This window comes from Bacillus cereus group sp. BfR-BA-01356 (assembly GCF_022663635.1).
Classification (GTDB): domain Bacteria; phylum Bacillota; class Bacilli; order Bacillales; family Bacillaceae_G; genus Bacillus_A; species Bacillus_A cereus.
On the sequence record NZ_JAKUFX010000005.1, the window covers coordinates 20438 to 38995 of the forward strand.

The window sequence follows — 18558 nt, forward strand, 5'->3', positions numbered from 1 at the left end:
AGACGTTTATGCAAAAGTTTGAACAAGCTGTTTCATATATTGAAAATGGTGAAGCGGAAAAAGGATTACAATTATTAAAAGAACAATTAAAAATTGCGAATGATGAAGAGAAGTATGATATCGCTCGTTACTATCATACACTTGGATTTACAGATGAGGCATTAGCAATTACTGAAGACTTACGTTTACTGTATCCAGAAGAAAGTGAATTCACTGTATTTTTAGCAGAATTATATATTGATCTAGATAAAGAAGATGAAGCGATTGAAGTGCTTCATGATATTCCAGAAAATGACGATTTATATGTTCAATCGTTATTACTTGTTGCAGATTTATTCCAAATGCAAGGTTTTGATGATGTAGCAGAGCAAAAACTATTAAAGGCGAAAGAAATGATGCCTGATGAACCTGTTATTACGTTTGGGTTAGCAGAATTATATAGTAGTAAAGGTGAAGAACAAAAGGCAATTACTTATTATGAATCGCTATTAGCGGAACATAAAGTAATGGGTGGGGTTGTGATCGCACTTCGCCTCGCAGAAACGTTAAGCGCGATCGGAAACTGGGAAGAAGCGATTTCTTATTATGAAGCAGGCCTAGAGGAACAAAAAGATATTCACTCATTATTTGGATATGCCTTCACATTATACCAAGGTGAAGAATATCAGAGAGCAATCGGTGCTTGGCAAGAACTAAAAGAATTAGACCCTGAGTACGCATCACTGTACATGTATTTAGCGAAAAGCTATGAAAAAGAAGGAATGCTTCAAGAAAGCTATGAAACGCTTCATGAAGGAATTAAAGTAGATGAGCTTTCAGTTCCATTTTATGTAGAGTTAGCGAACATTGCGGCGAAATTAGGAAAAATAGTAGAAGCAGAGGAAGTTCTTCAAAAAGCGCTTGAGTTAGATCCAGGGCATTTAGGTGCAACATTAAAATATGCATATATCTTAAAAGAACAAGAAAAGTACGAAGAGTTAATTGCAATTGTAGAGCGTGCTATTGATAGTGGAGAACCAGATACACAACTACTTTGGGATCTTGCGTATGCAAAAAAACAATTAGAAATGTATTCGGATGCATTAAAACACTATGAAAGTGCATATACTTCTTTTAAGAATCATCCAGACTTCTTAGAAGAGTACGGTTATTTCTTATTGGAAGAAGGAAAACGAAAAGAGGCGAAAGAAGTATTTACCCAGTTATTACAACTAGACCCGACACAAATTCATATTGAAGAGTTGTTATATAATTTAGAGGATTTTTCATAAGTTGGAAGGAAACTGAATGCCGCTTCTTGAATCTAAAAAGAAAAGAGAAAGACAGAGGAGGGACTTAATTGCTATGAATACCCCTGTTTCTGTAAACGAGAAGAAGGATTTTGTAAAATGGTTTTTGAATAATTACCAACTGAAACAGCGTGAATGTGTATGGATTCTGAATTATTTAATGAGTCACGACCAATTGATGCATAAAGTCCACTTCGTAGAGCATGCAAAATATTGTCCGCGTGGCTTAGTGATGTCAGCGAATTGTGTGAAAGACACACCGTTTCACTTTTTTAAACAAAATGTTATGACAACAGATGCTGAAAAATCGTTTCATGATATTCGTTTAAATCGAGATGAGGATATTTATATTCAACTCAACTTTAAATCATCGTTTCAAAATGCGAATTATGTAGCTGTATTAGAAGAAAACCCATATCTACCAAAGCATATTGAAGTAAATGAAAAAGATCGTTTACTTGCAGAAAGGTTTTTGGAAGAAAGTGTATTTTCGTTTAGGAGAGAACGCCTTTTGAAACAAATTGATGAAGCGTTAGATAAGCAAGATAAGGAAGCGTTTCATAGATTAACGGCAGAGTTAAAAACTTTATAGAATTTATTTGGATTAATAAATTTTCGCAAATTTCAGACTTTCATCAAGAAAAACTACCTATATTGGGTAGTTTTTCTTTTTTTACCTCTTTTAGTATGGTTTAATATATATAAAGTGAAAGTTCTGTCATTTGCAAGTGAAGGAGGGAAGGAATTTGAAGTGGATTGTAAAAGATGTGGAACAGTTTGAGCAAGCAAGAGAGTATGTTGATACAGGAGTAATACCGCTGTTATCAATTTCGGCAGCAAAAGAAATGAAAATGGTTGTAGAACAAGGTGAATTTATCGAATTGTTGAGCACGGAATTGGAAAGAGAGTATAAGGGAAGAGTGCTTTTACTGCCTGCGTTTACGTATTTGGTAGAAAGTCAAAAGAATGAAAAAGGTCGTTTGCAAGAATGGACAAATCATTTACGAAGTGAAGGTTTTAAGCATATTGCTTATGTTACAAGTGATTTTTCATGGAAAGAGGATATGCAAGAGTTACAGGGAGATTTGTTTTGGTTTCCTTCATTAGCATTAGAACAATTTAGTGATCAAGCAAAAAGAGAAGTTATTCATGCACATATAAAAAATATAATGGTGATGTTGGAAGAGAAATGGGGAAACTCATAATAAACAGAAAGTTCTTATTATTATGAGTAGTATGATATTGACCTGTGCATGAGCGTATTATATCATGATAGTGTCCTAGTTTTTATTTTTTATATAATTTATCACGAGGGGACAATTTCTGATAGAGGGGGGAAATTTTCGTGAGCGAGAAAGAACATCGCGTGTCAAGAAGACAATTTTTAAATTACACACTCACAGGGGTAGGAGGCTTTATGGCTGCCGGTATTTTAATGCCGATGACGCGATTTGCGCTTGATCCGGTGTTAAGAAAAGAAGCGGGAACGGATATGGTTGCTGTTGCGCAAGTAAAGGATATTACAACAGAGCCGAAGCGTTTCGATTTTAAAGTGAAGCAGGTTGATGGTTGGTACAAGTCTGAAGAACCAAAATCAGCTTGGGTTCATAAAGATGAAAGCGGAGACATTGTTGCGTTCTCTCCAGTATGTAAACATTTAGGATGTACAGTTAACTGGAATTCGGACAAAGCACATCCGAATCAATTCTTTTGCCCATGTCACGGGGGTCGTTATACAAAAGATGGGATTAACATTAAAGGTACGCCACCCCTTGCTCCGCTTGATGTGTACGAGTCTAAAGTGAAAGATGGAACGCTGTATCTAGGAAAAGCGAAGCCAAGAGGGGGTGCAAAGTAGATGTTAAATAAAATTTATGATTGGGTGGATGAAAGATTAGATATTACACCAATATGGCGTGATATCGCTGATCATGAAGTACCTGAACATGTAAACCCGGCACATCACTTTTCTGCATTCGTCTATTGCTTTGGAGGACTTACCTTTTTCGTTACTGTAATTCAAATTTTATCTGGAATGTTTTTGACGATGTATTATGTGCCTGATATTAAAAATGCTTGGGAATCAGTTTACTATTTACAAAATGAAGTTGCTTATGGGCAAATTGTTCGTGGTATGCACCACTGGGGTGCTAGTCTCGTAATTGTAATGATGTTTTTACATACACTCAGAGTTTTCTTCCAAGGTGCGTATAAAAAGCCCCGTGAGTTAAACTGGATTGTTGGTGTTCTTATTTTCTTTGTTATGTTAGGTCTTGGTTTTACCGGATATTTATTACCGTGGGATATGAAAGCTTTATTTGCTACAAAAGTAGGGATTCAAATTGCAGAGCAAACACCGCTCATTGGTCCTTATATTAAAACATTACTCGCTGGTCATTCCGAAATTGTTGGCGCTCAAACATTAACTCGCTTCTTTGCTATTCACGTCTTCTTCTTACCAGCAGCACTTCTAGGTTTAATGGCCTTCCACTTCATCATGATTCGCAAACAAGGTATTTCCGGTCCACTATAAGAGATTGCTAAATTAAAGGGGAAAGAACTAAAGGAGGGAGATTATGCATCGCGGCAAAGGGATGAAGTTTGTAGGAGATTCTCGGGTACCAGTAGCTCGGAAACCAAATATTCCAAAAGACTATTCTGAATACCCAGGGAAAACAGAAGCATTTTGGCCGAACTTCTTGTTAAAAGAATGGATGGTTGGTGCAGTTTTTTTAATCGGTTATTTATGTTTAACAGTGGCGCATCCGTCGCCGCTTGAGAGAATGGCGGACCCAACAGATGCTGGATATATACCACTTCCAGATTGGTATTTCTTATTCTTGTATCAGTTATTAAAGTATTCGTATGCTTCCGGTTCATTTACTGTAATTGGAGCATTTATTATGCCAGGGATTGCGTTTGGAGCATTACTGTTAGCTCCATTTCTTGATCGAGGTCCAGAAAGACGTCCATTGAAGCGTCCTGTGGCAACTGGATTTATGCTTTTAGCAATTGCATCGATTATCTTTTTAACTTGGGAATCTGTAGCACACCATGACTGGGAAGCTGCAAAAAAACAAGGAGCAATTGTAAAAACAGCGCCAGTTGATAAAAATGATGATGGCTATAAATTAATGCAAAAAAATACTTGTTTAACATGTCATGGTGACAATTTACAAGGCGGGGCAGCAGCACCGGCACTGCAAAACTTAACTTTAAAGCCAGAAGAAATTGCTAAAATTGCGAAAGAGGGAAAAGGTTCAATGCCTAAAGGTGTATTTAAAGGTACGGATGAGGAACTGAAGAAGCTTTCGGAATTCGTTGCAAAGTATAATAAAAAATAATAAAAAAGCTGACTACAAAATTTGTAGTCAGCTTTTTTATTTAGTTGGATGAAGTTTGTTATAATAGAGTAGGATTTAGTGAATGAATTACTTTGCTTGAAAGGTGTTGGACATACGGATTGGTGTACTTGTATGCAATGTTAAGACAACGCTCGGTATTATTATTTTTATTAATTGTTAACTTATTAGGTACAATTTATGGATTTATATGGTACGGAAATCAATTGAAAGAAACGTCACCTATATTTTGGCCGTTTGTACCAGATAGTCCTATGGCGACTCTCTTTTTTGTCTTTGTTTTAATTGCTTTTTTGGCAAAGAGAAACTGGGGATTAATAGAAGCGTTAGCGATTGTAACTTTAATAAAATATGGTATTTGGGCTGTTGTTGTAAACGCGATTATGATTTACGTAAAAGGGCCTATAGGCCTTATGGGCTACATGTTAATGCTTTCGCACTTCGCGATGGCAATACAAGGATTTTTATATGCTCCATTCTATCGTATAAAAAAATGGCATTTTATAGTAGCAGCTGTGTGGACGTTGCATAACGATGCAATTGATTATTTATTTTGGCAAATGCCGCGATATGGAATTATGCATTTGTTTGTAGAGGAAATTGGTTATTTTACGTTTTGGTTAAGTATTGCTGTACTATGTATTACATATTATTGTTGCTTACGTGAGCAAAGAAAACAATTTTCTTTATGATGGTTAGAACATTTAGGGGGAGAACATGGAGAAAAATAAGAGTGGTACAAAAATATTGGATCGATTGATTACTTTAGTTGTTTCATATAGCATAGCATTTTCTATTTTTGCACTAGCAACAACGGCAGTTGTGTATGGAAAATGGTTGTATTATTTTGAAATTGATTTTTTAAATATTCCTGATTTAGCGGATATGACGAAGGATGAAATTAAAAGAAATTACGATGTGCTTATTACATATTTATCCCCGTTTTATGACGGAGCATTACATTTGCCCACATTAGATATGTCCACAAATGGCCGTATTCATTTTGTAGATGTTAAAAATATTTTAGTAAAGATTCAATATGTGATGTATGCGACAATTATGATTGCAGTGATAGGCGGAATTTATTTATTAAAAAAGAAAAATGAAAAGTTTTTACTGCACGGATCGATTTTAACAATCATTTTTCCGATAGCGCTTATGTTACCAATTGCTATTAATTTTGAAAAGAGTTTTGTATTATTCCATAAACTTTTATTTAGTAATGATTATTGGGTTTTTGATCCTGAAAAGGATCCAATTATATTAATGTTACCAGAAGAGTTCTTTATGCATGCTGCGTGTGCTATTTTATTATTCATTTTAGGTGGGAGTATACTTTGTTACAGCTTATATAGATATCTCGTAAAAAAGAAAAGGATGTCACAGAAAAAATTCTCTGCTTAAAGAGAATTTTTTTCTTTGTAAAACGATAATATATTTTTCGGTCTAGTTCTGTTCTATTCTTGTCCAAATTAACATATTTTGTACTAGTAGTTAAGGGGGGACCGGGATGAAGAGAACATTAATTGGATTGATAGCATTTCTAATTATAATGTTTCCGTTACGTATATATGCTGAAGAGTGGAATGAGCTAACAGGGTTGTTAGACGACTCGTTACAGTTAGTGAAGCGTAATGAAGATGAAAAAGCGGTACAAGTATTACAACATTTCTCGGAGCAGTTTTTAATAAAGGGGAATGAAAAGAAGCAGGAAGTAACACCAGATCAAGTTAGAGTTATTTCTTTAGCTTACGATAAGGCGCAACAATCGCTCTCTGAAGAAGGTTTAGGTAAGCAAGCTAAAATTGATAATGTGCTGGCATTACAGCTTGCTGTTGATGCACAAGTATCGAAATATCAACCACTTTGGATGGAAAGAGAAAGGAAAGTAATGGATGCCTTTTCTCAAATGGAAAAAGCGATGGAAAAAGAAGATGCTGGGCAGTTTCAACAAACGTTAAATACGTTTTTAAATGAATTCAATATTATTTATCCAAGCTTAATGATTGCTTTGCCAGAAAACGAGGTCCAGCGTGTAAATGTTCATTTATCTTATTTAGATGAATTTCGTAACGTTATGTTAAAAACGAAAGGCGGCCAAATGCAATTAGGGATTATTAAAGGGGATTTGCAAAAGATATTTCACACAGTAAAAAAAGATGAAATTGCACCCTCTCTCATTTGGTTTATGACAATTACTGGGGGACTTATTTTATTCACATTAACTTATGTTGGATGGAGAAAGTATAAAGGAGAGAGAGAAAAAAGAAAAAGTAATGTACATTCTAAAAATAGATAATGCAATAAATAAAGATATGGATTGTAAGGTTTATTCATTGACAATAGTGGCAGAAGAAAATAGAATGAGAAGTACTATAATTAAAACTTCAATGGAGGTTCATGATGTTTTATTTAATTTACTTCGCGATCATAATGATCATACCGTTGTATGCACAGTCAAGAGTACGTAGTGCCTATAGCAAGTATTCACAAGTTTATTCAACATCAGGTATGACAGGAGCGGAAGTGGCTCGAAAAATTTTAGATGAAAATGGATTATACAACGTAGCTGTAGAAGAAACACCAGGTCATTTATCAGACCATTATGATCCAACCGCTAAGACGGTTCGATTATCAACGGATAACTATTATGGACATTCAGTTGCTGGTACAGCAGTTGCAGCACACGAAGTAGGACACGCAATTCAAGATGCACAAGATTATAACTTTATGCGTATTCGTCATTCGTTAGTTCCTGTGGCTAATTTTGGATCGAATATATCATGGGTATTTATTATGATTGGTATATTTGCGACAATGTCAAAACTATTGTTATTAGGTATCATTTTAATGGCAGCAGGTGTTGTGTTCCAGCTCGTTACATTGCCAGTTGAGTTTGATGCGTCAAAGCGCGCAATGCAACAAATTGAAGCGTTAGGTATTGTATCAACAGATGAATATGGGCAAGCTCGTAAAGTATTAAATGCGGCAGCATTAACATATGTAGCAGCTGCAGCTGTAGCTGTATTTGAATTATTACGTCTCGTATTAATGTATACTGGTATGCAGCGTAGCGACGACTAAAGACTATCAATTTTGATAGTCTTTTTTTGTTGTGTGGATTGAATTATATAATGTATTGCAAATAGAAATAATAGAAGTAATGCGGAAAGGTGGTGGGGGAAATGAAATATCCAGACCATTTAGTAAAACAAGTGCAAAAGCGTAGTGCTCCTTATCAACTAGAAGGTTTTTTAAGTGGACAAGGTCCTGAAAATCCCAAATTTATGTTGTTAGGAGAAGCACCTGGTGAAACAGAAATTCATAATGGGATTCCGTTTAGCGGGAGGGCGGGAAAACAATTAATGGTTTTTTTAGAGCGTATTCACGTTACAAGGGAAGAAGTATATATTACGAGCGCTGTTCGGAGTAGACCTTATAAATGGCGAGAGAAAAAAGAACGAAATGGTGAAATCATACAAAAAAAGTATAATAGAACGCCAAATCAGGGAGAAATAGTTGCCCATGCGCCTTTGTTAGATTATGAATTAGAGAAAATACATCCGAAGCTTATTGTCACGCTTGGAAATATCGGTCTTCAACGTTTAACAGGAAAAAATAAAAAAATCACAGATGTACACGGGCAATTATTAAAACAGCCCATTCAAAAATTAAAGGATATGCAAAGTGCAGAGTTTACATGGTCAGAGAAAGAATATCATGTTTTTCCGACTTTTCATCCAGCTTCCATTTTTTATAATCGGAGTTTATTGGAGCTTATTCATGAGGATTTTGAGAAGCTTAAAAGACTTGTAATAAAAAACTAGAAAAGCTAAGGCGCTTTTCTAGTTACATTTAATTATGTAAAGGGTTTTTATTTTCATCTAACGTAAATCCTTCACCAACTACATCATGTACATCACTTACAGCGACAAAAGCATGAGGATCTACAGAAGTAATGATATTCTTTAATTTCACGATTTCATTTTTAGCAACAACGCAATACAATACATTACGTTCCACTTTTGTATACGATCCAACAGCTTTTAAAAAGGTTGCTCCGCGCTCCATTTCAGATAAAATTTTGGCAGCAATTTCATCGTTTTTCTCTGAGATAATAGTCGCTCCTTTGGCAGCATAAGCTCCTTCTTGCATAAAATCAATGACTTTAGCACCGATAAAAACAGCAACTAGCGTATACATGCCCTCGCGGTATGATAAATATGTAAGAATAGAGACGACGATAACGACAGCATCAAACATAAACATTGTTTTCCCCATACTCCAGCCAACATATTTGTGCGCTAGTCGTGCGATAATATCTACACCGCCAGTAGTCCCGCCATATTTAAATATTATTCCAAGGCCGATACCGATAAATGCCCCGGCGAATAAAGCTGCGAGTGTCATATCATTTTGCAAGTTTAAATGTAAGTTGAGTACTTCGTAACGCTGGAAAATCCATAGAAATAAAGATACGCTAAAGGTTCCAATTAATGTATATAAAAATGTCGTTCTGCCAAGTAACCTCCAGCCAATAAAAAATATAGGGATATTTAAAATTAAGTTTGAGTAGGAAGGATCAAACTTAAATAAAAAATACAATAATAGTGTAATACCAGTAAACCCACCCTCTGCAAGGTGGTTTTCAATATTGATATTGACAATACCGAAAGAAAATATAGCGGAACCAATTAAAATAAAAATAATATTTCGCATCTTCAATTTTGATGTCATATAGAAATCCCCCTAATTATGTAATGATTGCATTGCTCCGCTGAAACGGTAAAACATAATAATAAGTAATTTCTAGTTGCTAGTGAAAATAGTAAGAACCTGATTGATGTGGACTGATTTTTTGTGAAAAGTGCAAAAGAAAGTTTCACTTTATCCCGCTCTAAAGGCTGATAGGAGATGAAGCAAAGAAGAGGGGCAAACCAGCCGTAGGAACCCGATTGGTGTGGGCTGATCTTTTGCAAAAATCGCAAAAGAAGTTTCACTTTATCCCGTACCAACGGCTGTTAGGAGATAAAGCTCTGAAGAAAGGCGAACCAGCCGTAGGAACCCGATTAGTTCAACTAATCTTTTGCAAAAAAATCGCAAAAGAAGTTTCACTTTATTATAGTCTATCCAAAAATGGGTCGCAAATAGGTGTTTGGCGGGGAATAATATTTGTCAAATCGCGATGAATTGGCTAACATGAAAGAGGAAGGATTAGAGGTGAATAGTATGGAAGCAAAAACGATGAAAGATATGCAGAAAGAAGTAGATGCATATATTGGTCAGTTTAAAGAAGGTTATTTCAGTCCGCTTGCAATGATGGCTCGTTTAACGGAAGAAATGGGAGAGCTTGCAAGAGAGGTAAATCATTATTATGGCGAGAAACCGAAGAAAACAACTGAAAAAGAAAGAAGTATTGAAGAAGAGCTTGGAGATGTATTATTTGTTATGATTTGTATGGCAAATAGTTTAAATATTGATTTAGAGACAGCACATAACATTGTAATGAATAAATTTAATACACGTGATAAAGATCGCTGGACACGTATTGATGAGGGAGAGAAAGAATAATGAAAGAAATTAAAGTAATTATCGCCGGACCAAGAGGACGTATGGGACATGAAGCAGTCCTTCTTATGGAAAGAACGGAACATTTTAATTTAGTAGCAGCAGTGGATTATAAGCATGGTGGTGAGAAGATTTCTGATTTACCTGGCATGCCAGCATTACATGCGCCGATTTACGCTGATTTACATACTTGTTTAGATGAAGTAGAAGCAGATGTGTTGTTAGATTTAACAACACCAGAAGTGGGGAAACAACACGTTACACTTGCAGTTGAGCGTGGACTTCGTTCGGTTATTGGTACAACTGGATTTACAGAAGAAGAATTGGCACGTTTAACAGAGAATGCAAAAGAAAAAGCAGTAGGAACAATTATTGCTCCAAACTTTGCAATTGGTGCAGTTCTTATGATGAAATTCTCACAAATGGCAGCGAAATATTTCCAAGATGTTGAGGTAATTGAATTACATCATGATCAAAAATTAGACGCACCATCTGGTACAGCTGTAAAAACGGTAGAGTTAATTCGTCAAAATCGTGAATCAAAGCAGCAAGGTCATCCAAATGAAGTAGAGCAACTAGCAGGTGCACGAGGTGCAAATGTAGACGGTATTCACATTCATAGTGTACGTTTGCCAGGGCTTATTGCACACCAAGAAGTAATGTTTGGTGGAGATGGACAAATGTTAACAGTTCGTCATGATTCATTCAATCGTGCATCATTTATGTCAGGTGTAAAACTATCAATTGAGACAGTAATGAACCTTGATCATCTTGTGTACGGTTTAGAAAATATTATCGACTAAAGGGGAGACAACGGATGAAAATTGCCTTAATCGCACATGACAAAAAGAAAAATGATATGGTTTCGTTTGCATACGCATATAAACCAATTTTTGAACAACATGAATTATTTGCAACAGGAACGACAGGGCTTCGCATTATGGAAGCGACTGGATTAGTTGTAACAAGATATCAATCTGGCCCTCTTGGTGGAGATCAAGAAATTGGTGCAATGATTGCAAAGAACGATTTAGATATGGTGATTTTCTTCCGCGATCCATTAACAGCACAGCCGCATGAACCGGATGTGAATGCATTACTTCGTTTATGTGATGTATATGCGATTCCACTTGCAACGAATATGGCAAGTGCTGAAATGTTAATGCACGCATTAGAGCGAGGAGATTTAGATTATCGTAAGTTAAGAAAATGAGGGGAACAATTATGAGTGGATTACATATATTAGCGTTTGGTGCTCATGCCGATGATGTTGAAATCGGCATGGCTGGTACCATCGCTAAATATACAAAGCAAGGGTATGAAGTAGGTATTTGTGATTTAACAGAAGCTGATCTTTCTTCAAATGGAACGATAGAGTTGAGAAAAGAAGAAGCGAAGGTCGCAGCTCGTATAATGGGAGTAAAAACGAGGCTGAATTTAGCGATGCCAGACCGTGGTTTGTATATGAAAGAAGAGTATATACGTGAAATTGTCAAGGTGATCCGTACATATAAACCAAAACTAGTTTTTGCGCCGTACTATGAAGATCGCCATCCAGATCATGCAAATTGTGCAAAGCTTGTGGAAGAGGCTATTTTTTCAGCAGGAATCCGTAAATATATGCCGGAACTTTCACCACATCGTGTGGAGTCTTTTTATAATTATATGATTAATGGTTTTCATAAACCGAATTTTTGTATAGATATAAGTGAGTACCTCTCTATAAAGGTGGAAGCATTAGAAGCGTATGAAAGTCAGTTTTCAACAGGGAGTGATGGTGTTAAGACACCGTTAACAGAAGGTTACGTTGAAACTGTGATTGCTCGTGAGAAGATGTTTGGAAAAGAAGTTGGAGTCTTGTATGCCGAGGGATTTATGAGTAAGAAACCGGTTTTATTACATGCTGATTTATTAGGGGGATGTAAATGAAATTAAAAATAGGTATTACATGTTATCCTTCTGTAGGTGGTTCTGGAGTTGTTGGAACAGAATTAGGAAAGCAATTGGCGGAACGTGGGCATGAAATTCACTTTATTACATCGGGTTTACCATTCCGGTTAAATAAAGTATATCCAAACATTTATTTTCATGAAGTGACGGTAAATCAATACTCTGTATTTCAATATCCACCATACGATTTAGCGTTAGCAAGTAAAATGGCCGAGGTTGCACAAAGAGAAAACTTAGACATTTTACATGTGCATTACGCAATACCACATGCAATTTGTGCATATTTAGCAAAACAAATGATCGGAGAGCGTATTAAAATTGTTACAACCTTACATGGAACAGATATTACTGTGTTAGGTTCCGACCCTTCGTTAAATAATTTAATTCGTTTTGGTATTGAGCAATCGGATGTTGTTACTGCTGTCTCGCATTCATTAATTAACGAAACACATGAGCTTGTAAAACCAAGTAAAGAAATTCAAACAGTATATAACTTTATAGACGAACGTGTATATTTCAAGCGTAATATGTCTCAATTAAAGAAAGAATATGGTATAAGTGAGAGTGAAAAAGTACTTATTCATATTTCGAATTTCCGTAAAGTGAAACGTGTGCAGGATGTTGTTCACGCATTTGCTAAAATTGTTAAAGAAGTAGATGCGAAGTTGCTTCTTGTTGGAGACGGACCAGAATTCTGTACGATTTTACAGATAGTGAAGAATTTACATATTGAAGATCGCGTTTTATTCCTAGGGAAGCAAGATAATGTTGCAGAACTACTTGCGATGAGTGATTTAATGTTGCTTCTATCAGAGAAGGAAAGTTTTGGTCTTGTTTTATTAGAAGCAATGGCGTGTGGTGTACCTTGTATCGGAACGCGGGTTGGAGGTATTCCAGAGGTTATTCAACACGGGGAAACAGGATATTTATGTGAAGTTGGCGATACAACAGGAGTGGCAAATCAAGCTATTCAGCTATTAAAGGACGAGGAACTTCACCGTAATATGGGAGAACGAGCAAGAGAAAGTGTTTATGAGCAATTTCGCTCAGAAAAAATTGTTTCACAATATGAAACGATTTACTATGACGTACTAAGGGATGACAAAAATGGAAAGATTTAAAAAAGCTAGTTCTATTATTGAGACATTAAAGCAACAAGGACATGAGGCTTATTTTGTTGGTGGGAGCGTACGAGATCTTATTATCGATAGGCCGATTGGAGATATTGATATTGCGACATCTGCTCTACCAGAAGAAGTGATGGCTATATTCCCAAGAAATGTTCCTGTTGGTCTTGAGCATGGAACTGTAATTGTTGTAGAAAATGGTGAGCCCTATGAGGTAACTACTTTTCGAACAGAAAGCGAATATGAAGATTTTCGAAGACCTAGTAGTGTTCAATTTGTTCGTTCATTAGAAGAGGATTTAAAACGTCGTGATTTCACGATGAATGCAATTGCTATGACAGAAGAAGGCAAAATGGTCGATTTATTTGCTGGACAGGAAGCCATTCAACAGAGAGAAATTGTGACAGTTGGAAATGCTGCGGATTGTTTTCAAGAAGATGCCCTGCGAATGATGCGTGGTATTCGGTTTGTAAGCACGTTAGGTTTTTCATTAGAAATGAAAACGAAGCAAGCGATTGAAACGTATGGGCATTTGCTAGAACATATAGCAATTGAGCGTATTACAGTAGAGTTTGAGAAACTGTTAACTGGTACATATTGTGTGAAAGGTCTCAAAGAATTAGTAGAGACGAAGCTATTTTCTCATTTGCCATATTTACAAATGTCAGAAGAGAGACTGTTAAAAGCTACGCAGTATAAATGGGATTCTTTCGAAACGGATATTGAGGCGTGGGCATTTTTCTTATATTGTATCGGAGAAGAACATCCATCTGTCTTTTTACGTCAATGGAAGTTTTCGAATAAAAAAATAAAAGATATTGTTGCAGTTTTATTGACAATCCGTACTAGAAAGGAGAAGGATTGGGATACAGTCCTTCTTTATAAAACGGGAATTCATATCGCTGAAATGGCAGAGAGAGTATATGAAGCGATGATTGAACGCTATGACCCTACATCTGTTGAACGAGTACAATCAATGTTTCATGCATTGCCAATCCAGGAGCATCAAGAAATGAATGTGACTGGTAATGATTTATTAAACTGGGCAAACAAAAAGCCTGGTCCGTGGGTTGCTGAGATGCTTCAGAAAATCGAAGAAGCAATCGTACAAGGAAACGTAGTTAATGAGAAAGAGCGTATAAGGGAGTGGCTACAAGGATGCAATCTACTATAAGAAAGCAGTTATTGCAAGTTTTTTCTGAAGCGGATGGCGAGTTTGTATCCGGCCAAACAATTAGTGATAAACTTGGTTGTTCAAGAACTGCTGTGTGGAAACATATGGAGGATCTGCGGAGTGAGGGATATGAACTTGAAGCTGTGCGTCGATTAGGTTACCGAATTGCAAGTAAGCCAGACAAAGTGACCGCTAATGAAATTCAGTTAGGGCTACAAACGAAGCGGATTGGTAGAACAGTGTATTTTGAAGAAACTGTTGAATCAACGCAGCACATTGCAGCAAAACTTGCTTATGAAGGTGCAGAAGAAGGAACTGTCGTTGTAGCAGAAGAACAAACAGCGGGAAGAGGTCGTTTAAGCAGAAAATGGCATTCACCGAAAGGAACAGGGATTTGGATGAGTATTATTTTACGCCCATCAATTCCAGTTCATCATGCACCGCAACTTACTTTGTTAGCGGCCGTTAGTGTTGCACAGGCAATTGAAAAATGCACGGGTGTAAACGTAGGAATAAAATGGCCAAATGATATTTTAATTCAAGGTAAAAAGGCTGTAGGTATATTAACAGAAATGCAAGCGGATCCTGATAAAATTAATGCTGTCATTATGGGCATTGGTATTAATGCGAATCAAAAGCAAGAACATTTTGATGAAGAAATTCAGCACATTGCTACTTCATTAGCGATTGAATCAGGTAAGCCGATTGTTCGTGCAGAACTTATGCAACAAATCTATTTACAACTAGAAAAATTATATGAAGAGTATTTACAAAATGGTTTCTCTGTCATTAAAATTCTTTGGGAAAGTTACGCTGTGAGCATCGGGAAAGAAATTACCGCTCGAACGATGAGAGAGACAATTACGGGGTTAGCAAAAGGAATCACAGAGGATGGTGTATTACTTCTGGAGGATCATGAGGGGAAAGTACATCATATTCATTCTGCAGATATTGAAATTAAGTAAAAGAAGTTCCTCTTTTGGAACTTCTTTTTATTTCAATAGTTTTGAGTTGAATTTGTAACATGATAATAAATTTTTTTCATATTTAAAGTTCATTTCAAAATATCTTCCGTCGAGTTGGCAGGGCATGTTATTTGACGATTACTTTGCCTGCCATTCCTTTAAGAAGATGGTATCGACATATTAATTCATATGTACCAGTATTTTTAGGTTTCACGGTAATATTCTTTTCTTTTCCTGACTCGATTACGACGTCAATGCCGAGTTTTTTCACTGTAAAGGTGTGCTCGTTTTTACCTTTATTTTTCAATAGTAATGTTGTTGATCCTTCAAGCGGAATCGTGATAACATTTGGATTAAAGTAATCATCATTTAGTTCAACCTCAATCACTTTCGTTAAATCGGTGGGGGGTGTTACGACAGTAACTGAGGCAAATACATGGGAGGATCCTAAAGACATCCACCATACAATCATTACAAGCAAACTGCTGAATCGAAATAACCACCTGTTCATAGACATCCGCAATTCTCCTTTGTTAAGTACTTTCCTCAATTAACCTGCATCATTAGTTTAAGAGTTATACTATACAGTTAAATGGATTACAGAAAAAATTAACTTGGACTTTTTTAGCATGCGTTGAAAAAACATGTATCTTTTCAGGATTGAATTCTCCATAAAAACTGTATAGCATATATACTCTCGTGTTAAATTTCATATACCGTAATAAGAATAAAAAATTATTTTTTCAAAAAAATGTAGTAATTCCTTTTTGTAGTTTGCTATAATTAGTTCGAATGTGGGCAGTATCAGAGCGAACTGCACCATGATTCGAAGTCATACGAAAAATAATAACTTGGATTCTGCCTTGATCCAATAACGGACTGGGACAGAGGGATGAATAATGCCGACTAACACACAACCCTTCTGCCCTTTTATGGTCAGAGGGTTTTTTTATATGATTTCGGCCATCTCCTCTCTCCTGCATAAAGGAGGAGTAGTTTTTGAAAACAAAAACAGATTTTTTGAAGATGAAAGAGCAAGGTGAGCCGATTACAATGCTAACGGCGTATGATTATCCATCTGCTAAATTAGCAGAAGAAGCTGAAGTTGATATGATTCTAGTTGGAGATTCTCTTGGAATGGTTGTACTCGGATACGATTCAACAGTACCTGTAACAGTAGAGGATATGATTCATCATACGAAAGCTGTACGCCGTGGAGCGAAAGAGACGTTTATTGTAACTGATATGCCATTTATGTCGTATCACGTATCATTACAAGAAACGATGGTGAATGCACGTCGCATCGTTCAAGAGAGCGGGGCACACGCACTGAAGGTAGAAGGTGCTGGAGAAGTTATATCGACGATTCAATATTTGACGAACGCAGGAATTCCTGTTGTAGCGCATTTAGGTTTAACCCCTCAATCTGTAGGAGTGTTGGGTGGATATAAAGTGCAAGGAAAAGATGCGGAGAGTGCAAAAAAATTAATAGAAGATGCAAAGAAATGTGAAGAAGCTGGTGCAATAGCGCTTGTGTTAGAATGTGTACCAATGCAGTTAGCAGAACTTATTTCAGAGCAACTAACAATACCAACAATTGGGATTGGTGCAGGACAAAAAGTAGATGGGCAAGTGCTTGTTTATCATGATCTTATCTCATACGGCGTAAATCGTGTTCCGAAATTTGTGAAGCAATATACGTCTGTTCAAGAGGAGATTGTGCGTGGGATTTCACAATATGTTACTGAAGTAAAGACAAGGCAATTTCCTGAAGAAAAACATTCGTTCACAATGAAAGAGGAAGAATGCTTAGCGTTATACGGAGGAAAACAATAATGAAAATCGTAACTACAGTGCAAGAGATGCAGCAAATTACAAGCGAACTTCGTGCAAGTGGAAAGAGTATTGGTTTTGTTCCAACAATGGGTTATTTACATGAAGGTCATGCTACTTTATTACGTAAGGCAAGAGAAGAAAATGAAATTGTAGTTTTAAGTGTATTTGTAAACCCACTACAATTCGGCCCAAATGAAGATTTAGATCGATATCCTCGTGATATTGATAGAGATGAAAATGTAGCAAAAGAAAACGGTGTAGATTATTTATTTTATCCGAGTGTAGAAGAAATGTATCCAGCAGAACAAACAACAACAGTAGAAGTTGTGAAGCGCACGGACGTATTATGCGGTCAACAAAGACCTGGTCATTTCGCTGGTGTTGCAACTGTACTGATGAAACTATTTAATATTACGGTGCCAACACGTGCTTATTTCGGTATGAAAGATGCTCAACAAGTTGCAGTAATTGAAGGATTTGTAACTGATTTCAATATTCCAGTTACAATCGTACCAGTTGATATTGTAAGGGAAGAAGATGGTTTAGCGAAAAGTTCTCGTAACGTGTACCTATCACAAGATGAACGTGAAGAGGCTCTTCATTTATACCGCAGCCTATGTATAGCGAAAGAAAGAATTGAGGCAGGTGAACGTAATCCGGAAATCATTACAAATCTTGTGAAAGATTATATTGAGACGCATACGAAAGGCACTGTAGATTATGCGGATTTATATGCATATCCGTCATTAACAATGGTAGAGAAAGTCGAAGGAAGAATCATTTTAGCTATTGCAGTTAAGTTTGAAAATGTAAGATTAATTGACAATATAACATTAACGGTTAAATAAGGGGGAGCATCTATGTTTCGCACAATGATGAGAGCAAAGTTACATCGTGCAACTGTAACGGAGGCAAATTTAAATTATGTAGGTAGTATTACAATTGATGAAGACTTAATGGATGCAGTAAATATTGTAGAAAACGAAAAAGTCCAAATTGTAAATAATAATAATGGTGCTCGCTTAGAGACATACGTTATTAAAGGGGAACGTGGTAGTGGTGTTGTTTGTTTAAACGGTGCTGCGGCAAGACTTGTACAACCAGGGGACAAAGTAATTATTATTTGTTATGGGCTAGTTACGGAAGAAGAGATTCATACACAAGAACCAAAAATTGCAGTACTAGACGATAATAATCAAATTATTGAAATGTTAGGTGCTGAAAAAGCGGGTACGATATTATAAGTAGAAAAGCTATCTCCATTGCGGAGATAGCTTTTTGTGCATC

At 36.4% G+C, this 18558-nt stretch carries 23 protein-coding genes; 21 read left to right on the forward strand and 2 right to left on the reverse strand.

Annotated features, from left to right (window positions below; genetic code table 11):
• The first annotated feature begins 8 nt into the window (after nt 1–8).
• The 11 genes from MR168_RS03295 to MR168_RS03345 all read left to right on the forward strand — a co-directional run bounded on the left by MR168_RS03295 (nt 9) and on the right by MR168_RS03345 (nt 8478).
• Nucleotides 9–1271 (forward strand): tetratricopeptide repeat protein, encoded by a 1263-nt coding sequence (locus MR168_RS03295; protein ID WP_001168671.1) that lies wholly within the window; start codon nt 9–11, stop codon nt 1269–1271.
• Between the two features lie 73 nt (nt 1272–1344).
• Nucleotides 1345–1881 (forward strand): ReoY family proteolytic degradation factor, encoded by a 537-nt coding sequence (locus MR168_RS03300; RefSeq protein WP_001095925.1) that lies wholly within the window; start codon nt 1345–1347, stop codon nt 1879–1881.
• Between the two features lie 154 nt (nt 1882–2035).
• Entirely contained in the window at nt 2036–2494 is a 459-nt protein-coding gene (locus MR168_RS03305; RefSeq protein ID WP_000871313.1) for a YpiF family protein, read from the forward strand.
• A 140-nt stretch (nt 2495–2634) separates the two neighbouring features.
• Nucleotides 2635–3147, forward strand: a complete 513-nt coding sequence (gene qcrA / locus MR168_RS03310) for a menaquinol-cytochrome c reductase iron-sulfur subunit (protein WP_001290418.1) — start codon at nt 2635–2637, stop codon at nt 3145–3147.
• Nucleotides 3148–3822, forward strand: a complete 675-nt coding sequence (gene qcrB, locus MR168_RS03315) for a menaquinol-cytochrome c reductase cytochrome b subunit (protein WP_000932700.1) — start codon at nt 3148–3150, stop codon at nt 3820–3822.
• A 43-nt stretch (nt 3823–3865) separates the two neighbouring features.
• Nucleotides 3866–4633 (forward strand): menaquinol-cytochrome c reductase cytochrome b/c subunit, encoded by a 768-nt coding sequence (gene qcrC, locus MR168_RS03320; RefSeq protein WP_000554603.1) that lies wholly within the window; start codon nt 3866–3868, stop codon nt 4631–4633.
• Between the two features lie 119 nt (nt 4634–4752).
• The gene (gene lhaT, locus MR168_RS03325) at nt 4753–5343 is read left to right on the forward strand and encodes a lipoprotein heptaprenylglyceryl N-acetyltransferase LhaT (protein ID WP_025709269.1); all 591 of its coding nucleotides are present in this window, start codon (nt 4753–4755) and stop codon (nt 5341–5343) included.
• Nucleotides 5344–5368: 25 nt separating this feature from the next.
• The gene (lit, locus tag MR168_RS03330; RefSeq protein ID WP_000414378.1) at nt 5369–6055 is read left to right on the forward strand and encodes a lipoprotein intramolecular transacylase Lit; all 687 of its coding nucleotides are present in this window, start codon (nt 5369–5371) and stop codon (nt 6053–6055) included.
• A 106-nt stretch (nt 6056–6161) separates the two neighbouring features.
• Nucleotides 6162–6950: a sporulation protein YpjB gene (ypjB, locus tag MR168_RS03335; protein ID WP_000831584.1), complete on the forward strand. Its 789-nt coding sequence runs from the start codon at nt 6162–6164 to the stop codon at nt 6948–6950.
• Nucleotides 6951–7051: 101 nt separating this feature from the next.
• Entirely contained in the window at nt 7052–7735 is a 684-nt protein-coding gene (locus MR168_RS03340) for a zinc metallopeptidase (RefSeq protein ID WP_011109966.1), read from the forward strand.
• Between the two features lie 101 nt (nt 7736–7836).
• The gene (locus tag MR168_RS03345) at nt 7837–8478 is read left to right on the forward strand and encodes a uracil-DNA glycosylase (RefSeq protein ID WP_000876878.1); all 642 of its coding nucleotides are present in this window, start codon (nt 7837–7839) and stop codon (nt 8476–8478) included.
• Between the two features lie 28 nt (nt 8479–8506).
• On the opposite strand, the gene MR168_RS03350 is transcribed toward MR168_RS03345, so the two are convergent.
• Nucleotides 8507–9388, reverse strand: coding sequence for a YitT family protein (locus MR168_RS03350; protein ID WP_000202121.1), 882 nt, complete (start codon nt 9386–9388; stop codon nt 8507–8509).
• Between the two features lie 492 nt (nt 9389–9880).
• On the opposite strand from MR168_RS03350, the gene MR168_RS03355 reads away from it, so the two are divergent.
• The 7 genes from MR168_RS03355 to MR168_RS03385 are packed head-to-tail and all read left to right on the forward strand — an operon-like array spanning nt 9881 to nt 15435.
• Complete coding sequence (locus tag MR168_RS03355) at nt 9881–10222, forward strand: nucleotide pyrophosphohydrolase (protein ID WP_002108639.1); 342 nt, start codon at nt 9881–9883, stop codon at nt 10220–10222.
• The gene (dapB, locus tag MR168_RS03360) at nt 10222–11022 is read left to right on the forward strand and encodes a dihydrodipicolinate reductase (RefSeq protein WP_000658810.1); all 801 of its coding nucleotides are present in this window, start codon (nt 10222–10224) and stop codon (nt 11020–11022) included. The genes MR168_RS03355 and dapB overlap by 1 nt, the downstream gene beginning before the upstream one ends.
• A 14-nt stretch (nt 11023–11036) precedes the next feature.
• Entirely contained in the window at nt 11037–11432 is a 396-nt protein-coding gene (gene mgsA / locus MR168_RS03365; RefSeq protein WP_000684765.1) for a methylglyoxal synthase, read from the forward strand.
• An 11-nt stretch (nt 11433–11443) separates the two neighbouring features.
• Entirely contained in the window at nt 11444–12148 is a 705-nt protein-coding gene (gene bshB1 / locus MR168_RS03370) for a bacillithiol biosynthesis deacetylase BshB1 (RefSeq protein ID WP_000015673.1), read from the forward strand.
• Nucleotides 12145–13290, forward strand: coding sequence for an N-acetyl-alpha-D-glucosaminyl L-malate synthase BshA (gene bshA, locus MR168_RS03375; RefSeq protein WP_000768304.1), 1146 nt, complete (start codon nt 12145–12147; stop codon nt 13288–13290). The genes bshB1 and bshA overlap by 4 nt, the downstream gene beginning before the upstream one ends.
• Entirely contained in the window at nt 13277–14470 is a 1194-nt protein-coding gene (locus tag MR168_RS03380; protein WP_086411582.1) for a CCA tRNA nucleotidyltransferase, read from the forward strand. Before bshA ends, MR168_RS03380 begins: the two co-directional genes overlap by 14 nt.
• Nucleotides 14455–15435: a biotin--[acetyl-CoA-carboxylase] ligase gene (locus MR168_RS03385; protein ID WP_001192063.1), complete on the forward strand. Its 981-nt coding sequence runs from the start codon at nt 14455–14457 to the stop codon at nt 15433–15435. Before MR168_RS03380 ends, MR168_RS03385 begins: the two co-directional genes overlap by 16 nt.
• 127 nt (nt 15436–15562) lie before the next feature.
• Here MR168_RS03385 and MR168_RS03390 read toward each other — a convergent pair whose 3' ends face one another.
• Nucleotides 15563–15952, reverse strand: a complete 390-nt coding sequence (locus MR168_RS03390) for a cupredoxin domain-containing protein (RefSeq protein ID WP_000062388.1) — start codon at nt 15950–15952, stop codon at nt 15563–15565.
• Between the two features lie 482 nt (nt 15953–16434).
• On the opposite strand from MR168_RS03390, the gene panB reads away from it, so the two are divergent.
• The 3 genes from panB to panD are packed head-to-tail and all read left to right on the forward strand — an operon-like array spanning nt 16435 to nt 18515.
• Nucleotides 16435–17271, forward strand: coding sequence for a 3-methyl-2-oxobutanoate hydroxymethyltransferase (gene panB / locus MR168_RS03395; protein ID WP_000851108.1), 837 nt, complete (start codon nt 16435–16437; stop codon nt 17269–17271).
• Complete coding sequence (panC, locus tag MR168_RS03400) at nt 17271–18119, forward strand: pantoate--beta-alanine ligase (protein WP_000707025.1); 849 nt, start codon at nt 17271–17273, stop codon at nt 18117–18119. The genes panB and panC overlap by 1 nt, the downstream gene beginning before the upstream one ends.
• 12 nt (nt 18120–18131) lie before the next feature.
• Nucleotides 18132–18515 (forward strand): aspartate 1-decarboxylase, encoded by a 384-nt coding sequence (gene panD, locus MR168_RS03405; protein WP_000490184.1) that lies wholly within the window; start codon nt 18132–18134, stop codon nt 18513–18515.
• Nucleotides 18516–18558 lie beyond the last annotated feature (43 nt).